We start from the raw sequence: 19436 nt of genomic DNA on the forward strand, positions 1-19436 counted from the left end.
TATGAATATTTTATCACGCCAACAGTTACAAACACAATTGGAACAGATTTCAAATGCGGTTTATTCAAAATTAGAATCAAAATATTCAGGCTTTTCTGCCATCTCCCAAAAATCGGGCTTGAGCAAGGCGGTAAATAATACCGAAGATCCTTCAAAACCATCTTTTGTCCCTGCTTTGGGAGGAATCGTTGTTGGCGGTGGAGTTTATTACATTACAAAAAGCCCTCTGTATTCAATAAGTAGTGCTGTCATAATAGCCGGATTACTGTATTCAGTCGCTCGTAGAAAATCAGATAATACTGTAAATAGTACGATAGAGACCAAAATGAGTATAGATTTTGAAAAATCAAAATCAGACTGCATTCAGCTGGTTTTAACTACGAATGAGGAATTAGTTAATGCCTGGTACAATCAATTGGAAAATCTTAAATCTGATTTACAATCCACAATTCAAACCAGTCAGAAAGAGCAAAGTGTAATTGATGAAAATCTTGATTTTACCTATGTTTTTCTGCCGTTAACATTAAATTCACGAGAATGGCGAATCAAGATAGATCAGATTGCAGAAGATGGAGATTTTGAATCCAAATTGAAATCCACCTTGCAACAGTGGAAAAACGAAACCCTCATTCAAATCAAAGAAGTAGCTGCTGAACAGTGGAATGAAAAATTCAGCAAAATAAATTTATAACTATATAAAAGCCGTCTTTTTTTGAGGAACTCTTATTTATTTAAAAATAGAAAAAAATGTCAGGAAGAAAAAAAATTTCCTTTGAGGATTGGGAAGAAGAACAAGAAAATGTGCCTGAAACAATAAATTGCATTGATCAATCAGTTCAAAATGTAAGCGATACCCTTCATAAAGAAGAACACGCAACGACAAAAAAACTTGATTTATTGGAACAGGCACGATGTTCTGAGCAAGAAAAAAAAATTAAATTAGCTTGGATTTTAGAACGGCTTTTGGCCCATAAAGAAGTTCAACAAACAGCAAATAATCTAGATGTTTTATTGAAACAAGCACGTTGTTATGAGCAAGAACGAAAATTTGAATTGGCTTACATTTATTTTAATAAAGCATTTGATGTCTCAAAGGACACTAATCATATAAAAGAAGCAAATAGAGTAAAATCCATTCAAAATACAAACAAAAATCATCCTAACGAAGTTAAATCAACGACAAATAAACTAGATGGTATATTGTCACAGGAAAGTTGTTATGAGAAAGAAAAAAAAATTGAATTAGCGTATGTTTCACAAAAAAAAACTTATGAAAATGCAGTAACGGGAATAAAAAGTAATTATGGTGGGGATTTAAAAGCTATACAAGATTTTAAAACACTTATTTCTCAAGGCTTTGCCGTTGCTGATTGCTGTTATAAATTAGGGCATTACTATACTTATTCCCTTAATAATTTTTCTTATACAGATGCGAAAATGTATTTAGAGAAAGCGAATCTATTAACTTCAAATGATTCAAAAATATTGGAAACACTAAAATTTTGTGAAACAAAAAATGAGGCGAAAATATTGGAGACATTAAACTTTTGTGAGGCAAAAAAAGAAAAGGAGAGAGAGAAAGAAAGAGCAGATTATATTTTTGGTTTAACAGTAATTTTTATCCTAACAATAACTATTTTATTTTGTTATTTTTATTGGGGTAAGTTTGGCTGGTGGAGTCTTACATCAATTCCAATTGATATTATAATTCTTGCCTATTTATCCCCTTCGGATGATAAATAGGCAAAAGAATTTATAATTTAGGATGAAATCCATTAAGTTAGAGAAATCAAAAAATATCTATACATCAATTAACTGATTTTAGAACAACAGCATTGGATCACAATCGTAAAATTCAAAAAATAGAGGATTACTTGAGCATCAAAGTACTTAAGGAGATGTTTGAATTTTACAATATATTAATCTAGAAGTGGGTAAATAAAATTAAATCTGCAACAAATCCGCGCTTAGAATGGATATAAAATAAAAATTATTCGTTTTTTTATCCGTCACGTTTTGTCAGACTAAAATAATACTTTAGCAAAATAAAAAAAGAAACCTATGGCAAAAGTAATATTTTACAAACGCTATTTATACATCGTGGATCGATTAAAATCTGCTCCTAGTAATTTTAAGGATTTACATAAACTGGTGATGACTAAACTTGAAAATGAGGATTTGAGTGCTAATTTTGAATTTTCAGCTCGTACTTTCGATAGAGATAAAAAAGACATACTGGATTTGTTCGGTATTCTTATCCAGTACAATCGAAAGGATAAGGTATATTATATAGATGAAGACATTGAAGATCCTTCGGTGTCAAGAATGATTGAGGCATTTTCCATTCATCAGGCACTTAAAGAAGGAAATAAAATAGCACCAAGTATTCACTTGGAAAACAGAAAATCTTCAGGAACCGCCTTGATAAACGGCATTTTATACGCCATTCAAAACAATTTCCAAATCGCATTTACCCACACCAAATTTTGGAATATGGAAATTACCCAAAGAACGGTAAAACCCATCGCGATTAAAGAATCCCAACACCGCTGGTACCTGATAGCCCAAGACAACAAAAACGGGAGTATAAAAAATTTCGGTTTCGACAGAATCACTGATTTGAAAATTTCAGCTGACAAATTCAAGCCCATCGTTTTTGATATGGATAAAAATTACCAACATGCTTTTGGCATAGAAACCTACGAACCTGTTCAAAGAATCGTACTTTCTTTTACGTGGCAGCAAGGAAATTACATAAAATCTTTCCCGCTCCATTCCTCACAAAAAGTTGTACACAATACAGAAGAAGAGCTCCTTATTGAATTATACATGCATCCAACCAATGATTTCATCATGGAATTGCTTAAGTATGGTGATCAAGTTGAAGTATATGAACCTTCAACATTACGCAAAGCAGTAAAAAGCCGCATCGAAGAAATGATCAAAATATATAATTAATGGGCCATTCTTTTACCGCTATAGATTTTGAAACTGCACAAGGCTACCGTTCGAGCATTTGCCAGGTTGGACTGGGTACGACTCGAAAACGGAATTATCACCCAAGAAATCGATTTGTTGGTACAACCACCTAACAACTACTACTGGCAGCGTTTTACAGAAATTCATGGAATTTCGGCAAGAGATACCATAAATGCCCCCACTTTCAATCAAATTTGGCACAAGATTGCGCCATTTATAGAAAACCAAAATGTAATTGCGCACAATGGGTTTGGTTTTGATTTCCCGGTTTTAAGCAAAACATTGGAACATTATGGAATGTCAGCACCGGATTACAATAAGTACTGTACTTATAAGATTTATAGGTCAAATTTAGCTACATTGTGCCAAGAACATAACATTCCGCTAAATCACCACGATGCATTGAGCGATGCCAAGGCTTGTGCGGAGTTGTATTTGAGGAGTTTGTTGAAATTGTAGGAATTATTATGTATTAATAGAATAGATTTACAAGAAAATAAATAACATTTTACTAAAATATGATCGACAAGAAAACACCACATCCATATGCCCATCTTATATCGATTTTTAAGAAAAAAGGGATTGAGGAGAAAATCTTTCAAAATCTGTATACTTATTATAAACAATGTTTTGAAGAACTTTATCAACATGAATATATAAACTGGACCCATGTAGACTATGAAGAAACAGGGGATTCTGCTCATAAAAGTGCTTTGGTTGTAACTGAGATGTTTATCGAAACCTTTTTATGTGAAAAAGCTAAAGGACAGGGTGACGAATGGTCATTAGCAGTAGCTAATTGTGTCGAAGATGGAGAAGTTGTATATCATATTACTTATCATGATATAAAAAAAACTAATCCCGAATTAGCAAAACAAGAATTGCTAATTCATAGCGGAACATTCGGGGGTGATGAAAATTTCATCAAACACTATATACATCTTTTTGAAATTGAAGTGGTATTTAAAGATATAGAAAAGCAGGCGAAAAAATATTCAGAAATTCATAAAACCAAATTTGTATTAGGGAAATCTGAGGTTTATATACATGAATATGCTCGTTTATTATCCAGCGGAGATTACAACCCTATCTATTGTGAAGAATATGCATATGCATATGATAAAGCTATAAAGGAAGGCAAAAGTGAAGCGTATGCATTGGAATTTGCAGAAGTTTATGGAGAAGAATTAGTAAATGTAAAATCAAGATATGGTATTTCAGAAGATGAGGATCAAATAAATTATGCCATTGAAAAAGTAGATGTCTATATGACTGCCTGGGAGTATCACGAAAAACATCAGCTGAAAAACTTTAAACGATTTGCTGATATTTATGAAACTATCTATTTTAATACTTATTACCCTAACGAAGAAGGGCCTATAGGAACCAAGGAGAAGATTGATGTAAAAATCCTCGAAAAAGTTTTGGAACAGTACAATAAATCGTATCTTATTTAGTATATTAAATACAATTACAGCTGTAAAAGTTAAATTGGGAAAGTAATTATTTAAATTAATTACAAATAAAAATTAATATGACAGAAAAACAAAACACATTTGGCGAATTTGTAAAGAAATACTCGTTCGTTATCCCTGATTATCAACGTGCTTATTCCTGGGGAGAAAAACAGCTAATTCCATTTATCAATGATATTTTAGAACATTGCGATGATAACGATGATTCTTTAGATGATACAACATATTACCTTGGTCATTATATTTTAGAAAACTCAAAAGGAAGTAATGAATTTGAAATAGTTGACGGACAACAGCGTATAAGTACTGTTTACTTGTTTTTATTGGTTTGTGGCTATTTACAAGAAGAAAATTATATAAATAAGATTAGTTTCAAGCCAGTTTCATACGATTTACTAGGTTTAGACGAAATAAAAAATATTTTAAGTAAAAATAATTGTGTTGATATTGAATTAGATAATCTTCTAAAAAGTTCTAAAACATCTTCTTTGAAAAGAATGATTGAAGCAGTTACTCTATTTAAAAAAGCTTTTTCTGATACGGATAAATCCAAAAGCACTAATTTATTAAAGACTGATGATATTGGAAAATATATCCAAATCATAAACAAAGCATATTGCTCGGTTGCAATTTTTAATGATAAATCTGTTGCTTCACAAATATTTGAATTGCACAATACAAGAGGTGTAAAACTTACCGAAACAGAGAAAGTAAAAGCACTTTTGATGAAGAATATTTATATTCATTCATCAACACCTATAAATGCAGAAAAAAATATTCAAGAAATTCAAAAATATTTTGCAAGAATTTTTGAGTTAGAAGAGAAAGCAAACGAAGTTTGGTTGCGAGGAGATATGCCTTTAGATACAATTTTAATGCATCACTTACGAGCTGTTGAAGACGGCAACAAAATTGAAAACTTTGGTTCACCACAAGGGGTTGAAGAAGAAAGAGGCTCTTTTGAATATGTAAAAGAATCATTATCGCAAAAGAATAAGGAAGAAATTGTAACGTATGCAAAAACACTCGCAAAAGAATTTGCTAGATCAATGGAGATTATAACTGTTGCTATTCCAAATGCTGACAAACAAGATAATAATCATTTAATAGGAGATGTTTTGCTTTTAGATAAAAACAAAAGTCTAACTTTCTTACTTCGAGCATTCAGAGCGAGTAATACGATTGATTATAAACTTATTGAACGTTGGGAAAACTTTGTATTAAGTTATGATATAATCTATTGGAACGGCTTTTTTTATGGAAAACAATATCGAGGTAAATTTGATAGCATTTATGCAAGTCTAAAGCCTGAATTAGGTTTTGAAGAATGTAAAAATTTATTATTGCAATATTTTACGAATAACAAATGGTTTGGTGCAGATTGGGGACATTTAGGCGAGAACACCAAAAAATTATTTGGGGAAGGGAAAAACAAATGGCTATCAAATACTTATGGATGGACTAGAGCGGGATATTTTTTATACAAATATGAAATTCAAAAAGGAGCAAATGTTGAAAGAATAAGAACAGATATATTTAAAGACGATAAAGTTTCAATAGACCATATTGTGGCTAGAGGATTAACTTGGAAAAGTTTAGGTTTAAAAAGAGAATCTGAGGAAGAAATAAAACAAGCAGATTATTTATGGAATGAAATATTGGGTGTAATTAACGGCATTGGGAACCTTGCTTTATCTACAACAAGTAATAATTCATCTGATTCAAATGGATTGCCAAATGATCACATTAATACTTATGAAAAATGTGGATTTATAAAAACCGCTAAACAAGTAAAAACCTGGGAGAATCCTGAACAATTTGTTTCCAAAATAAATGAAAGAAGTGAAGATATTATTGAATTTATCTCTGAAAGTATTATAAATAGAAATGATATTTGGGAATAGACAATAAAGCCAAGAACGACACTCCAAAAAAAGTGTCGTTTTTTTTTATACAATAATTTATCTCCGACACATTTTGACATTGTCTGCTCCTAAGTTTGCTTAATAAATAGTTCCGAAGAAAACCAAAAAATAGGCAACCTAAAAAATAACAAAATGTCAAATTCAGGAAAAAAAATCCACAAACCAATTGAAACGTTTATAACCCGAAAATTTAAAATAGAATCTCAGCTAAATGAAAAATATAGTTTTGATAATTTTATTGTTGGCGATTCCAATCAAAGTGCGTTATTGTCAGGAATCTTTGTCACAACTAATTTGGTAGAAAAATTATTCAATCCTTTATTTATTTTTGGAGGAATGGGTTCTGGAAAAACGCATTTGGTCCATGCGATGGGTAATGTAATAAAAGAGCGGTATCCTGAGAAAAGTGTCTTATATACTTCTTCTGAAATCTTTGCACAACAATACATCGATTCAGTAAATAACAATAATCGGGATAAATTTGTCAATTGGCTCCAATCGATAGATATTTTAATATTGGAAGACATTCAATGCCTATCCGGCCAAACTACAGGACAGGAAGTTATCTTAGAAGTATTTAATAATTTTTGTCAAAAGGGCAAGCAAATCATAATAACAGCTGACCGGCCACTAATCGACATGCTAGATATTAATCCCCAACTATTGTCTCGTTTTACAGGAGGACTAACAGTAGAACTGCAACAACTTGATTATGTAACCCGAATGGCAGTCCTGAAAAATTTATTGCTTTCCACGAATGTAGAAATACCCGAAGAAATCATAGACTATATCGCCCGAAATATAAAGTCAAATTTGAAAGACCTTAAAGGTTGTTTACATTATCTGCTTACAGAAGTAAAACTTAATAAAAAAGAAATAACGCTAGAGTTTACAAAAAATGTTATCAGGAAAATTAACTCCATAGCCGGTTCAGACTTTGCAATGGAAGTACCCCAGGATTGTACAAATAAGATTAAAGTAATTGGTATGGGGACTGCGGGTTGTAATAGTGTAAACTACATGATTCAGCAAGAGATTAAAGGAGCTGATTTTATGGTTTGCAGTAATGATGCTAAAGTAATCGAAAATAAGAGGATTAAAGACAAAACTCAGCTGGGCAACGGCACCAAAATGGTTGTGATAATTGCTGAAATGGGAGGAGCGACAGAAACGGAAACTGCATCAATAATCGCACATCTGGCAAAAGAAAGAGATAATATCACAATAGGTATTGTTTCAATTCCACTCCTTTCTGAAGGAAAATTAAATTATGAAAAAGCACATTCAGAGATTAAAAAAATGCGAAAACAATTTGACTCGCTAATAGTTATTGATAATAACAAATCAAATCACCTCAATGAAAATCTTAACTTTGAATCGGCATTTCAGCGTATCAATGGCACTATTACAAACATTGTAAAAGATATGGTTGCAATGGTATCACACCCAAGATTTGAATTAAAAAATATCACAACAGTATTAGGTAATAGTGGCTGCGCTTTAGTTGGGTCATCTGTAGCTTCCGGTGAAAACAGGGCTAAAAATGCAATTGAGTCGGCATTATTTTCTCCGCTGTTGAAAGAGGACAAAATCGCCAACGCCAAGTACGTTTTGTTACTGGTCACAAGTGGTACAATTGCAACAACAATTGATGAAGTTGGCGAAATCAATGATTACATACAATCAGAAGCTGGTTACGAGGCCAATATAATTATGTCTGTTAGTGAAAATATAAATCTTGGCGAATCAATTGCAATTACAATAATTGCAACAGGGTTTAATACTTCAATAGAATAAAATCGGAAAATAAATCCATAGGAAAGCAACTTTAAGATATCCGAAACGACACTCCAAAAAAGTGTCGTTTTTTTATATAAAACAATTTCACACCGACATTGTTTGACATAGCGCGGATTTACTTTTGATAAAATTAAAGTATGAAAATAGAAATCGGCATCCTACACGACCTAACTTATCTAGTGTCTTCACATAGTATAAAATCTATTGGGAATAAAAATGCGTTACGCCTATTAAAAGGTATTTATACCAACAAAGAGAGATTTATAGAACGTTATTTATCAGTTTATGAAAATATAGAATTACTGAAACCAATCTATAATTACTTTCTTGAAAATTACGAGAAAACAGTTCCGTTTACATATAAAGAAGCTTTCGAAATAAAAGACGAAAACTTCAGAAGGATAGTTTTTAATACTATTGACATCAACGACTTGATTGAAAACTTAGGAGCTACCAGAGTCAAAGTTGATGGCAAGGAAGTAAGCCGAAAGTGTTTCGATAAACTAGGGAATACTTTGCCAAACAAAAGCTATCATGCTGTTTATGAAACGTATCAAATTGACTGCACAAAACTAGTTAATAAATCTGAATTTAGAGAGGTGAAAAGTTTTGCTTACACTGTAAAATGCTGGTGTACATCGACTAATAAAGCGCATTGGATCTGGATTGATGAAGCTTATAAAGACGAACCTTTGGAAGCTATTGCCAGCACTTTCCGTTTCCATAAAAATGTGATTCCACATATAAAAGAATTAAAAAGACAAGGAGACATTATGCTAGTTGAATTAAAAAAAGAAATTGAACCACAAGGCAGAATCATCCCGCTAACAGCAGAACAGTATTTTAGTTTTTTAACCATTGAAACATAATCTTAAATCGTAAAAACCATGCAAAAAGAAGCACTAATTTTAGAACCATCAACAAATACCCACGTGTTGGAAGCCGACAAGATTGAAATGAAAAAACTCGGAAACGGTATCATTAAGTTAAAAATTACAGGAAACGGAATTGTCACCCATGGCGAACACGGCACCATTAAAACGGAAGCCGAAAATGTAATTAAATACATTCAACAAGAAATAAACCCGATTTCAGGAATCATGCAAAATGCTTTTGATTAAAAGTTATGGAATCAGGATATTACATTTCGAACAACAGAAGATATATATTAGATCCAAATTTAGAAAATTTAAATTTAGTTATAGACCAGTCAAATAATCTAACTATCATAAAATGCAATGGAAATCTTAAGAAATTATGTTTGGAAAATAGAGATTTAGAACCTTTTCGGAAAATTGAAATTGAACTTAATGAAAACCTGGAGTACTTAAAACTTGAGAGAATATCTATAAAATCATTGATTCTCAGCGACAAAATGGAAGAATTAGATTGTTCTTTTAACCAAATTTCGAATTTAAAACTGAATAAAAACTTAAAAAAACTCAACTGTCATTATAGTCAAGTAAGAAAATTAGAATTAAACGAAAATTTAATTGAATTAGATTGTTCTCATAATGAAATTTCAAATTTAAAACTCAATAAAAATCTAAGAATACTTAATTGTAGTATTAACAACTTAATTAATTTAGAATTAAATGAAAATTTAAAAAAATTGAAAGCAACTCGTAATAACCTAAAAACAATCATCTTAAATGAAAAACTGGAAGAACTGGATATATCGTGTAATAATCTAATCGAAATAGAAGTAAATGAAAATTTAAAAAAACTAGATGTGTCAGGGAATAAATTAAAAAAAATAATCTTAAATGAAGAACTGGAAGAATTAGATATCAGTAATAATAATCTAATCGAAATCGAATTAAATGAAAATTTAAAAATACTGAATGCATCGTCCAATAAATTAGAAAAAATAATCTTAAATGAAAAGTTGGAAAAATCAAAGGTTAGCTGTAATAATTTAACCGAAATTGTTTTAAATAAAAACTTAATCCAACTGAATACTTCTGATAATAAATTAGAGCAAATAATCTTAAATGAAAAACTGGAAGAATTACATGTTTCATTTAATAATCTAACAGTAATTGAATTGAATGAAAATTTAAAAGATCTGTACGCATTAGATAATAAACTAGAAAAAATAATTTTAAATAAAAAACTGGAAAATTTGTATATTTCAAATAGTGAAAATAAAAACATTAAGTTTGATAATTCAGTCAACAATTCGAAAGTACATATAGATTATATTGCTATACCTAGTTAAATAATCAAATTGCATGGCTATGGCACTCTAACCATTTAATGGAAAGTTGCACTAATACCCCAACAAAAGTTCTGTAAAACAATATTGTTTCTTGTCTAATAAATTCTAAACTACAGCAAAAAAAAGTGTCATTTTTTTATAAACAAAAAATTTAACTGCGCCATCATTTGTCTTAACTACTCAGTAAATTCGCTGAGTGGGAAAATTATAAACCAATTCGAGAAGGCAGACTAAAAAAAACTATTATGTCACAAATGATTAACATACGAGAAAAATTAATTAGAATTAATCCTAGCAACAGTCACAAAATTGAATACTCAAAAACTTCTGTAAAATCTTGGCATACCGACTATTCCGGGAGTTCTTATGGTAATTTTTCTGACTTAACAGACAACAGCAAGGAAGTTTTAGCCAACACTTCCAAGGGGCTTTTTTATTCGGCCACCAATGGATGAAGTTGGCACAAAAGAAGTTAATTTATTTGATAGTTTATTTTGCTTTCTGGGGAATTTTGATAAAGAAACCAGGCAATTGGATCATGTCTACAATATTAACCAACCTCCAGAAGGTGAAAAACTTTCCTTCACCGAAACAGAGCTTCGTGGAATTAAACCAGATGGAATTAAATTATATAACATCTGCCTTTTTAAACTTCAAGATAACAGATTAAATCAAGTGAATAATTTCAATGCAAACTCTCAAAATCAATCTTCATGGGGAAAGCTGGATGCTCAAAAAGTTCGAATGTAATGATGAGAGTTTAAAGGAATGTTCAAAAGTAGCGGATAAAATGAAAGTTCCATTATTTAAAGCATTAGTAGATCCATTTTTCTATTATTACTTAAAAATTCCTTATATCCCTTCGGTAGAACACTTACCGGGTATAAAGTGGACTGGTCTATTGAACACTCCAAGAAACCAAATCGAAATACTGTTAGATGGGAAGAAACTAAAAAAACTACACTTCAATGATTTAAACCAGGAACAACTACTTTTTCCGTTATACAACATACATAAAACTGAAATTACAGAACAGTATATTCCCGGAATTTATATAGAACAAAAAGCTATTGGATTTATTGCGAGTTATGAAATAAAAATGGAAGAATTTACTATAGAAGAGTTGCAATTCAACTTATTGCAATTCAATAACAAGCAGCTTTTGCAAAAACCAAGCTATCAAAATAGAACAGTACTCTTTAGGAAAAAGGAAACATTACTGGTATACCAGAACAGTTTTGAAATCATGTAATCGAAAAAAGAATATTCTAAATAAACATCACGTGCAATCAAGCGGTCTCTCTTCGGTCGTTCTCTTTGTTCCGTTCGGCAGCTCCAGTCGGTTCACCCTGAACTAGTTTCAGGGTCTTTTCAACGATTTTCTTTCGGGTTTCCCTCCATTCCGCAGACACTTCACAGCACAAAAAAATAAGGCAGCCAAAATAGGCAGCCTTATTTTTTCTGCTTTTCGTTCCTCATCTTCACACGATCACTTCCTGCGTTCGGCAGGGCTATTACATCCACAATACCGCTTCATTCCGTTACACTCCGCAAGCTGCGTTTCACTGCATTCCAGCAGTATCATGTCTGCCGCCCTTTATTTTTTCAGCGGTTGCTCCTTCGCACAGCCATCGGGGTTGGCTCCGCACCGTGAAAAACGGCACTTTGCCCTAAATCAAGGAACGCCATAGGCTGTCCTATATTTTTTCCCCGCCGTTTCACGCATGCAGTACTACACTCTACTTCGTCCCGCAAAAGGCGGGACTACGGTGCGTTCCCGTCCTGCAGCGGCTGTTCGATTGCCGCAACCCCGCCAACTGCGCTCCTCGAAAAACAATAATTTCCGCTATCGCTACAATCATCATTTTCTGCGGTGCTTGGGGGTGTTTGATTGCCGTTTTCATAAAAACGTCCCCAGAAAAACCTCAACAAGACGATAGTGCAATTTCTTGAAAAGAAAAAGAAAAAAATCCAGCAAACATAGCATCCATTCCTCACTTTCAGTCGGTTTACCCTGAACTTGTTTCAGGGTCTTTTTCAAAATTTATTACAGGGTCGCCCTCCATTTTCGTTCGTCATTTCTGCTGTTTTAACAGCTTTCTTTTTTTCTCTTTTTTCTTTTCAAAAAATTAATGTTTAATTTTTAATACCAATCCGTCATGCCGAATTTCATTATTAAAACACACCAAAAAAATGCAGTTTACAGAGCTAACCAAATCTTTATTCTTAACAAAGGATTAAATAGTGGAAATGGAGCATAGTGAAATTCACCAATACCAAAAAAACAATAACAGCGCGTTGGTAAAGCCACAAAAAGAACCCTTTACAAATAGTTTTGTGATTCTATTTCAAGACGAGCAAGATGCTGAAACAGTTTACTGGTTGGCTTATAGTTTATGGAAAGCAAGATTCTGGCACCAATCCTTAGTTGGGTCCGTAATTCCATTTTTACGTATTGACGATTTTAAAAAAGATTTTAACTCAAAAGTAAATGAAATGCTGCAGGAACACGAGTTGCATACAAAACAGGTCCAGGCATTGAGATTATTGGAACAAAAAGAGGATCAATTCCAGAAGAATATTATACTTATTAATGAAATGCGAAGAGCAATTCTCTATAAATACTGTAAGTAATAAAAAATAAGACTTGTAGTATAATTATGTATATTTGAGTCCTTTTTATGAAAAAGGTATTATTATAAATAAAGTCATAATAATGGCTAAGTTAGCATTTGCACTGAAAGACTGATTAGGAATTTAAAAGAGAAATTTATGAATAACGAAAAATGGAGCGAAATATGCTTTTTACTATCAGACAGTATAAAACCGGATGTTAGCGAGAATGCATTCGAAAAAAATATTATTCAAGCTTTAAGAGTTTTAAATTGGAAACAATTTTTAAATGATTTTGACATTCGTCCATCATTTCAAGTTGGCGCTTCCAACAGGATCACACCAGACTTTGTAATAAAATCAATTGACCAAAATAAATTGTTTGTTATTGAGATCAAACAACCAAATATCCCTATTAGTTCAAATTTCCAACAACAATTATTCTCATACATGAGATATTTAAAATTAGAGTATGGGATTCTTATCGGGCAAAGCATCCAAATATTCTATGATGGTGATTTGGTTAAACAAGACGATCCTATTTTACTTGAAACAATCAAATTTGAACACAATAATGAAAGAGGATTGGCTTTTGTTGAACTATTTGATAAAGAGAATTTTAACAAGGAAGTCTTGAAGGAATTTACTTTAAAATCCTTAAAGAAAATAAACCTTAAACAAGATTTTAAAGAGCTTACAAAGAAAATAGTTTCCGTTGATTTCCTTGAAAGATTAAATGAATTAATTAAGCAAGATTTTATTAGTGATTACGACGGTGAGTTAATCGACTCTGTTCTTACAGAATTGAAAATAGAAATATCTGAGAAATACAAATCTGCAATCAATTCAAATATACAAAATCAGAAACATTCCCAACCAAAAATATTATATTCTCCTGGAACAGTAGATAATGTAAATAACAAAGATTATACAAAATATTTATTCAACGGGCAAACGCTCGGCAAAAATCGACTGGTATTAGCAGTAATAAAGGATTATATTGAGAAAAATCCAGCAACATCTTTTAATCAACTAAAATCAATGTTCCCAGATCGTTTGCAAGGTCAAGAAACATTTACAACAGAAAATAGCGCTGCACTAAAAAGTGATAGAAGAAATTTTATTAAGCCAAACGAATTAATTCATTTGGCTGACGAAATAGTTGCAGTAAGCACTCAATGGGGGATTTTTAATATCAAAACTTTCATTAACCACTGCAGACAAATGAACATCGACATACAAACAACCCAATGATGTAAGATGAAAATGTAGTATACAACAAGCATTTTGATATCGTGCCGTTGTAGTAAATTTGCTATTTACATAAATATTAGGTGAACAGAATATTCTCTATTCAGAAGAGCTCCACAATTCAGAAGTGTATAGGAATTAACAAAGAAAACCTGATCTTGCGACCAGGCTTTCTCAATTCATCCGGAAAAGGTTACCAATCATAACCGGATTATTTTTCGCTTAACTTTTACATTGAACTTTTACACTGAACTTGTTTCAGTGTCTCAGTGTCTCAGTGTCTCAGTGTTTCTTTTTGAATTTTATTAGCCATTTTAATAGAAGTGAAACCATAAAACTGGCTGTGACTCCAACAGCTGCTAAGATAATGGTTTTTAAAATATCTTCATAAAAAATGTTCCCAAAAATACTCAACAAAGTGCCAGTCGCAGTACCCACTTTAAGTGAGATATTAGCCTCCATCACGGGGTTTATTTACAAGCTGCTGTTCTTTGCCGCGAACTTGTTTGAGGGCAGAATCATCCACAGTTACCTGACTAATCGCTGATAAAACACCTCCGGCAACAGCAACATATCCGGCCACCGTAACAACTGCTGCAGGTAAAACAATAGGAGAAGCCATTAAACTTCCACTTACAGCCAGCAATGCTAAGCCAATGATTCTGATTATTTTAAAAAACTTCGGGGTGGGCGATTTCGCCCTTTCAATTATATTCATAATCTTTTTTTTTTACAGTGAATACTTATTTTTACTACTTCATTACGATCCAAAGCGGCACAAACCAAACTTTCTAGCTTTTTTAATGCTTTTCTGGAGGAACTGCCCTTCCCTATTCCGGTGAGTTGAGTTACAGGAGCGATGCAGCCCAACAACTCTTTTTTGGCATCATTGGCGGGATGGATTAAGATTAAATCTCTTCCCGGAACATTCATCAAATGCAAGTGCCATCCGAATTTGGGGCTAAACCGCTGCCGTAAGATATATTCTCCTTCGGGAATGCAAGAAATACGCTTTTGGTTTCCCAACCAGGGCAATTCGATGGTATAACAAACTATGGTGCCGTTCCATTCTAAAACCCCTTGCGTTCCCTCCGGAAAATACGTCCGTTTCAACATCAGGACCATCTTACAATCCGCTCACTTGAACCAATGCCAAGGGATTGTAGGAGCCATTTTTCAATGGGTACATTTGTCCGTTAACTTCTTGGTAGAACTCCACTCCCAAAGCTAAAAACAACGGTTTTGTGCTTGCAGCAGTAACTGCATTCAGTTGGGAGATGGCAAGCGTAGCCACTGCATCCCAAGGTAAAATCGCAGTTTCAGAATGCGCCTCGACAAACGTTTCAGTTTCAAAATCAATCTCGGCACCCGCAGAAATAATTTTGAAATGGGTTGTTCCACCCGGTGCGGCTATCATGTTTGCCGGAACAAACGGTTCCAGATACACGGTGATTTCACCTGAGGCACGGTCAATCGATCCCACAAATGGCGCAAACAAACTGGTGCCCAATTTTCCCCTGATATTGAATTCAAAGCCGGCAAGCAATTCTGCCTCACCATCAATCACATTTCGTAACCCTCTCACACTGGTCACATCAGCCTGAATCACTTCAACCATTTTCTGGGTCAATCGGCTCACCATTCTGCCATCGGCAGTATTCAAAAGCAAAGCCCTCAGAGCCGTTCTCAAAATCTTTCCGGCCTTCCCGGCTCTACCAAATTCCGAACCATTTTCACGGGTTCTTTGAAACGCAGGATCATTCTTGATTCTGCTTGCATCAATTCCTCCTTTTTCGCGAGCCAGATGCCCGTCCTTGGTTTTGTAAAAAGTAATATCTCCGATAGTACCTTTCAACTTAATTATGCCTTTTTGCCTTGCCATAATTTCTAAAATTTTAAATTAATTTTTCCTTTAAAACACCTTCAATCATCATCCTGTTGCAACACTTTCGATTGATTATGAAACAAATTTTAAGCTATTAAATCAGATAAAAAATAGCTAGGTATTCCATATGTCATAAATTGACATCAATGGCAGAAATAGACCTAAATGTCAGTTGTCATTTAAAATTAACAATCAATTACAACTATATGCTTTTACATATAAATACAAATAATTAATCGAAACTATATGCTTTTACATATAATTTAATACATTTGTTTAAAATCGTTGCAAAAGCATATAATCATGACATCGCATGAGGAAAAACTAATGCATCGAAAGTCAATTATAGTATGACCTATTAAAAAATACGTTTCCGGATATGAAAACAATAGCAGATTTTGTGAAAGAGAAAAGAAATGAGGTAAACCTCACACAGGAAGCCTTAGCGGAACGTGCCGGAGTAGCCCTTACCGTGATACGAAAAATAGAACAAGGAAAAGAAAACCTGAATCTCGAAAAAGTAAACCAGGTACTTAAAATGTTCGGACATACATTAGCTCCGGTAAATGCCAGAGATTTATCCAACAGTGAAGATTAGATTCTATGAGAAAAGCAGCTATCTATTATAAAGAGTTTCTCTCAGGAATACTCACAGAAACAGATGATGGGGATTATAACTTTCAATACGACGAAAAGTATGTTTCAGAACATCCCAAAGAAAGTATCACTTTGAACATGCCTGTGAGAACAAAACCATACACGGAAAAACGGTTATTCCCATTTTTTGAAGGTCTCATACCCGAAGGATGGTTACTGGATATCGCCGCCAAAAACTGGAAAATCAATCCTAACGATCGCATGGGACTCCTTTTGGCTTGTTGCCAAAATTGTATCGGAGCAGTAAGTGTTCAACCAATTCCAACTGAAGATGTCTAAGAAATGTTTATATTGTTACCAATCATTAAACGATAAAAGCGTTGGTGATTTCCATGAGCGGTGCAGTTTCGAATTTTTCGGTACCAAACAACAGCCGGCATTCGATCATTCGCTAAAGCAAATGGTAGAATTAGCCAAAAATGTGGTGGAGCGCAGTGTGGCAGTGCCCGGAGTACAACCCAAGTTGTCCTTGTCTATTGTAAACGATACGATACAAGACGGAAGCAAAGGACGTCTTACCGTTATTGGAGCCTTGGGCGGAAATTATATTTTCAAGCCACCCTCCGAACAATTTCCTGAAATGCCGGAAAATGAGCATGTAACGATGCGTATTGCGGAAGCTTTCGGAATCAATACCGTAAAATCTAGCTTAATAAGATTACAGTCTGGAGAACTATCCTATATCACCAAACGCATCGACAGAACAGAAACTGGAGAAAAAATTCACATGTTGGACATGTTCCAAATCACAGAAGCTTTTGACAAATACAAAAGCTCGATGGAAAAAATAGGCAAAGCCTTAGATGAATTTTCAGACAACACCTTGCTCGACAAAGTGTACTTTCTCGAACTGGGTATTTTCAGTTTCCTGACCGGTAATAATGATATGCACTTGAAAAACTTTTCGATGATTCATTTCGGCGAAACTTGGACATTGGCACCAGCCTATGATTTATTGAATGTGACCATCGTTAATCCAGACGACACTGAAGAATTGGCCCTGACCTTAGATGGAAAAAAGAAAAAACTAAAATGGGAGCACTTCAAAAAGCTGGGTATTAACCTTGGCTTAAATGAAAAACAAATAAAAGGAATTGCAAAGCGATTCCAAAAAAACAAACCTATCGCTCTTCTGTGGATCGAAAATTCATTCCTCTCGGATGCGTTCAAAGAAAAATACAAAGTGTTGCTAGAAGAAAGATACCATAGATTGTTTGAGACTGATTAAGCAAACACTTTTTTTCATAAATTTAGGCTTCACTAAAGTTTGACAAGTAGTACTTTAGAGTAAATCAAAGCCCAATCAAAGCCATAGATAGTGTATGAAAACCCAAAACAAGAGATTGTGTATCTACCCGAAAGATATACAACGCATAACCGGAAAGAGTTATCGTCAAAGCATTAGACTACTTCAAAAAATAAGAAAGGAGCTCAATAAGCTCCAAAATGAGTTTGTGTCAATCGAGGAGTTTTGTCAATACACTAGCCTAAAAATTGAACAGGTAGAACCATTGATAATTGGATGAAAATTCTTTTTAAGTGTTCATAATCGGAATAGTATTTTTTCAGTAACCAGTTCATTTTTTAAACCCTTCTCTATCAATAAATGAACCACTACATGTTCAGTAACCTGTTCATTTTTTGATGATGTTTGTCCCAAATTTTATTGGATATGTCTACGTTATTCCGTACTTTTACAGTGCACAAATTAATAGAATTCATAACGACTTAATAGGGGGTAAATTCGGTTACCCAAATATAATTCAATTCACAAGACATTGAAAATAGGCGCTTTACAAGTGATTATAAAGTCCCTCTTTCTCCGCTGGTAGAAATACAAAACAAAGCAAACCCCTCTAAATTTTATGATTTAGGGGGGTTTTTCATTTGCGGTATATCAAATTATTCATTAAATCTCAAAACTTAGGTGTCTTTTGAGGTGTCACTAAAAAATTAAATCTTTTAGTGACACCTCTCAAAAAAAAAAGACATATTCCGCTACTGTTCATTTATTGAACAGGTAGCTGTTTAATCAGATGTTCATAATCTAAACATCTTGTATGAAAATATTTTAAAGTTTAAATTTAATAATAACTTAAAGGTTACCAGCCATGAATACAGCTGTATCCGTACTCTTTTACATCAAGAGATCAAAAGCCAACAATGATGGCATCTGCCCTTTTTATGTCCGTGTGACAATTCTAACCAAACGATTTGAGTTTAGCAGTATAAGTTTGTTAATCCAGAAAGATGGTCTAATGAAGGGTCGAAAGTAAAGGGTTCCACTGAGGATGCCCGTTCAATAAATAATCATCTTGAAAATATAAAAAGCAAGGTTTTGGAAGCTGAGAAAAAGTTGTTCAAAAAAGACATCATTTTAACTTCGGAAAATTTAAAGAATGAACAGTTAGGTACCGGAGAACGCCAAAAAAACCCATTCGCGCGGAATTGCATTCCGTGCCCTTCCCAATTAATAGACAATTAACGATCTTCCCCCGTTGTCATAAAAATTTCACCATGACGGTTAATGTTTTGAACCTCAATCAGTATTAAAATACAAACGCCCGTATAGATATGATATGAATTTTGGCACAGGTTTTAAAATCATTAAAATAAAAAAATATTTAACT

The 19436-nt window shown here is 33.3% G+C and carries 23 protein-coding genes; 20 read left to right on the plus strand and 3 right to left on the minus strand.

Annotation, left to right across the window (positions count from 1 at the left end):
- Position 1 precedes the first annotated feature (1 nt).
- The 16 genes from E0F89_RS14060 to E0F89_RS14130 all read left to right on the plus strand — a co-directional run bounded on the left by E0F89_RS14060 (position 2) and on the right by E0F89_RS14130 (position 14267).
- Positions 2-691 carry a hypothetical protein gene (locus tag E0F89_RS14060; RefSeq protein WP_131910413.1) on the plus strand — a complete coding sequence of 230 codons (690 nt, stop codon included), beginning with the start codon at positions 2-4 and terminating at the stop codon, positions 689-691.
- A 56-nt stretch (positions 692-747) separates the two neighbouring features.
- The gene (locus E0F89_RS14065) at positions 748-1743 is read left to right on the plus strand and encodes a hypothetical protein (RefSeq protein WP_131910414.1); all 996 of its coding nucleotides are present in this window, start codon (positions 748-750) and stop codon (positions 1741-1743) included.
- A 318-nt stretch (positions 1744-2061) separates the two neighbouring features.
- On the plus strand, positions 2062-2958 hold the full coding sequence (locus tag E0F89_RS14070) for a helix-turn-helix transcriptional regulator (protein ID WP_131910415.1): 897 nt from the start codon (positions 2062-2064) through the stop codon (positions 2956-2958).
- Between the two features lie 27 nt (positions 2959-2985).
- Positions 2986-3438, plus strand: coding sequence for an exonuclease domain-containing protein (locus E0F89_RS14075; protein ID WP_243699528.1), 453 nt, complete (start codon positions 2986-2988; stop codon positions 3436-3438).
- 59 nt (positions 3439-3497) lie between these two features.
- Entirely contained in the window at positions 3498-4436 is a 939-nt protein-coding gene (locus tag E0F89_RS14080; protein ID WP_131910416.1) for a hypothetical protein, read from the plus strand.
- A gap of 77 nt (positions 4437-4513) precedes the next feature.
- Complete coding sequence (locus E0F89_RS14085; protein WP_131910417.1) at positions 4514-6358, plus strand: DUF262 domain-containing protein; 1845 nt, start codon at positions 4514-4516, stop codon at positions 6356-6358.
- 153 nt (positions 6359-6511) lie between these two features.
- Positions 6512-8176: a DnaA ATPase domain-containing protein gene (locus tag E0F89_RS14090; RefSeq protein ID WP_131910418.1), complete on the plus strand. Its 1665-nt coding sequence runs from the start codon at positions 6512-6514 to the stop codon at positions 8174-8176.
- A 140-nt stretch (positions 8177-8316) separates the two neighbouring features.
- On the plus strand, positions 8317-9048 hold the full coding sequence (locus E0F89_RS14095) for a hypothetical protein (RefSeq protein ID WP_131910419.1): 732 nt from the start codon (positions 8317-8319) through the stop codon (positions 9046-9048).
- An 18-nt stretch (positions 9049-9066) separates the two neighbouring features.
- On the plus strand, positions 9067-9300 hold the full coding sequence (locus tag E0F89_RS14100; RefSeq protein ID WP_131910420.1) for a hypothetical protein: 234 nt from the start codon (positions 9067-9069) through the stop codon (positions 9298-9300).
- A gap of 5 nt (positions 9301-9305) precedes the next feature.
- Positions 9306-10400, plus strand: a complete 1095-nt coding sequence (locus tag E0F89_RS14105; protein ID WP_131910421.1) for a leucine-rich repeat domain-containing protein — start codon at positions 9306-9308, stop codon at positions 10398-10400.
- Between the two features lie 245 nt (positions 10401-10645).
- Positions 10646-10855 (plus strand): hypothetical protein, encoded by a 210-nt coding sequence (locus E0F89_RS14110; protein ID WP_131910422.1) that lies wholly within the window; start codon positions 10646-10648, stop codon positions 10853-10855.
- Positions 10848-11150: a hypothetical protein gene (locus E0F89_RS14115; protein WP_131910423.1), complete on the plus strand. Its 303-nt coding sequence runs from the start codon at positions 10848-10850 to the stop codon at positions 11148-11150. The genes E0F89_RS14110 and E0F89_RS14115 overlap by 8 nt, the downstream gene beginning before the upstream one ends.
- Positions 11151-11190: 40 nt before the next feature.
- A complete protein-coding gene (locus E0F89_RS14120) occupies positions 11191-11652 on the plus strand; it encodes a hypothetical protein (RefSeq protein ID WP_131910424.1) in 462 nt (153 codons plus the stop codon).
- 907 nt (positions 11653-12559) lie between these two features.
- Positions 12560-12661 carry a DUF6943 family protein gene (locus E0F89_RS17575; protein WP_394345969.1) on the plus strand — a complete coding sequence of 34 codons (102 nt, stop codon included), beginning with the start codon at positions 12560-12562 and terminating at the stop codon, positions 12659-12661.
- Complete coding sequence (locus tag E0F89_RS14125) at positions 12651-13034, plus strand: DUF6943 family protein (RefSeq protein ID WP_243699529.1); 384 nt, start codon at positions 12651-12653, stop codon at positions 13032-13034. Before E0F89_RS17575 ends, E0F89_RS14125 begins: the two co-directional genes overlap by 11 nt.
- Before the next feature lie 138 nt (positions 13035-13172).
- Positions 13173-14267, plus strand: coding sequence for a type I restriction enzyme HsdR N-terminal domain-containing protein (locus E0F89_RS14130; RefSeq protein ID WP_131910425.1), 1095 nt, complete (start codon positions 13173-13175; stop codon positions 14265-14267).
- 448 nt (positions 14268-14715) lie between these two features.
- On the opposite strand, the gene E0F89_RS14140 is transcribed toward E0F89_RS14130, so the two are convergent.
- Genes E0F89_RS14140 through E0F89_RS14150 form a run of 3 tightly spaced genes read right to left on the minus strand, consistent with a single transcriptional unit; the run spans position 14716 to position 16146 of the window.
- Positions 14716-14982, minus strand: a complete 267-nt coding sequence (locus E0F89_RS14140; RefSeq protein ID WP_131910427.1) for a hypothetical protein — start codon at positions 14980-14982, stop codon at positions 14716-14718.
- On the minus strand, positions 14979-15389 hold the full coding sequence (locus E0F89_RS14145) for a DUF5675 family protein (protein ID WP_131910428.1): 411 nt from the start codon (positions 15387-15389) through the stop codon (positions 14979-14981). Before E0F89_RS14145 ends, E0F89_RS14140 begins: the two co-directional genes overlap by 4 nt.
- Before the next feature lies 1 nt (position 15390).
- A complete protein-coding gene (locus E0F89_RS14150; protein WP_131910429.1) occupies positions 15391-16146 on the minus strand; it encodes a hypothetical protein in 756 nt (251 codons plus the stop codon).
- A 382-nt stretch (positions 16147-16528) separates the two neighbouring features.
- Between E0F89_RS14150 and E0F89_RS14155 the strand changes: the two genes are divergently transcribed.
- From E0F89_RS14155 to E0F89_RS17170, 4 genes are all read left to right on the plus strand, one after another.
- Positions 16529-16747 (plus strand): type II toxin-antitoxin system Y4mF family antitoxin, encoded by a 219-nt coding sequence (locus E0F89_RS14155; protein ID WP_131910430.1) that lies wholly within the window; start codon positions 16529-16531, stop codon positions 16745-16747.
- 5 nt (positions 16748-16752) lie between these two features.
- Complete coding sequence (locus E0F89_RS14160; protein WP_131910431.1) at positions 16753-17085, plus strand: HipA N-terminal domain-containing protein; 333 nt, start codon at positions 16753-16755, stop codon at positions 17083-17085.
- Positions 17078-18034, plus strand: a complete 957-nt coding sequence (locus E0F89_RS14165; protein WP_131910432.1) for a HipA domain-containing protein — start codon at positions 17078-17080, stop codon at positions 18032-18034. The genes E0F89_RS14160 and E0F89_RS14165 overlap by 8 nt, the downstream gene beginning before the upstream one ends.
- An 883-nt stretch (positions 18035-18917) precedes the next feature.
- On the plus strand, positions 18918-19082 hold the full coding sequence (locus E0F89_RS17170; RefSeq protein ID WP_165930040.1) for a hypothetical protein: 165 nt from the start codon (positions 18918-18920) through the stop codon (positions 19080-19082).
- Positions 19083-19436 lie beyond the last annotated feature (354 nt).

This window comes from Flavobacterium caseinilyticum (genome assembly GCF_004349085.1).
GTDB lineage: Bacteria > Bacteroidota > Bacteroidia > Flavobacteriales > Flavobacteriaceae > Flavobacterium > Flavobacterium caseinilyticum.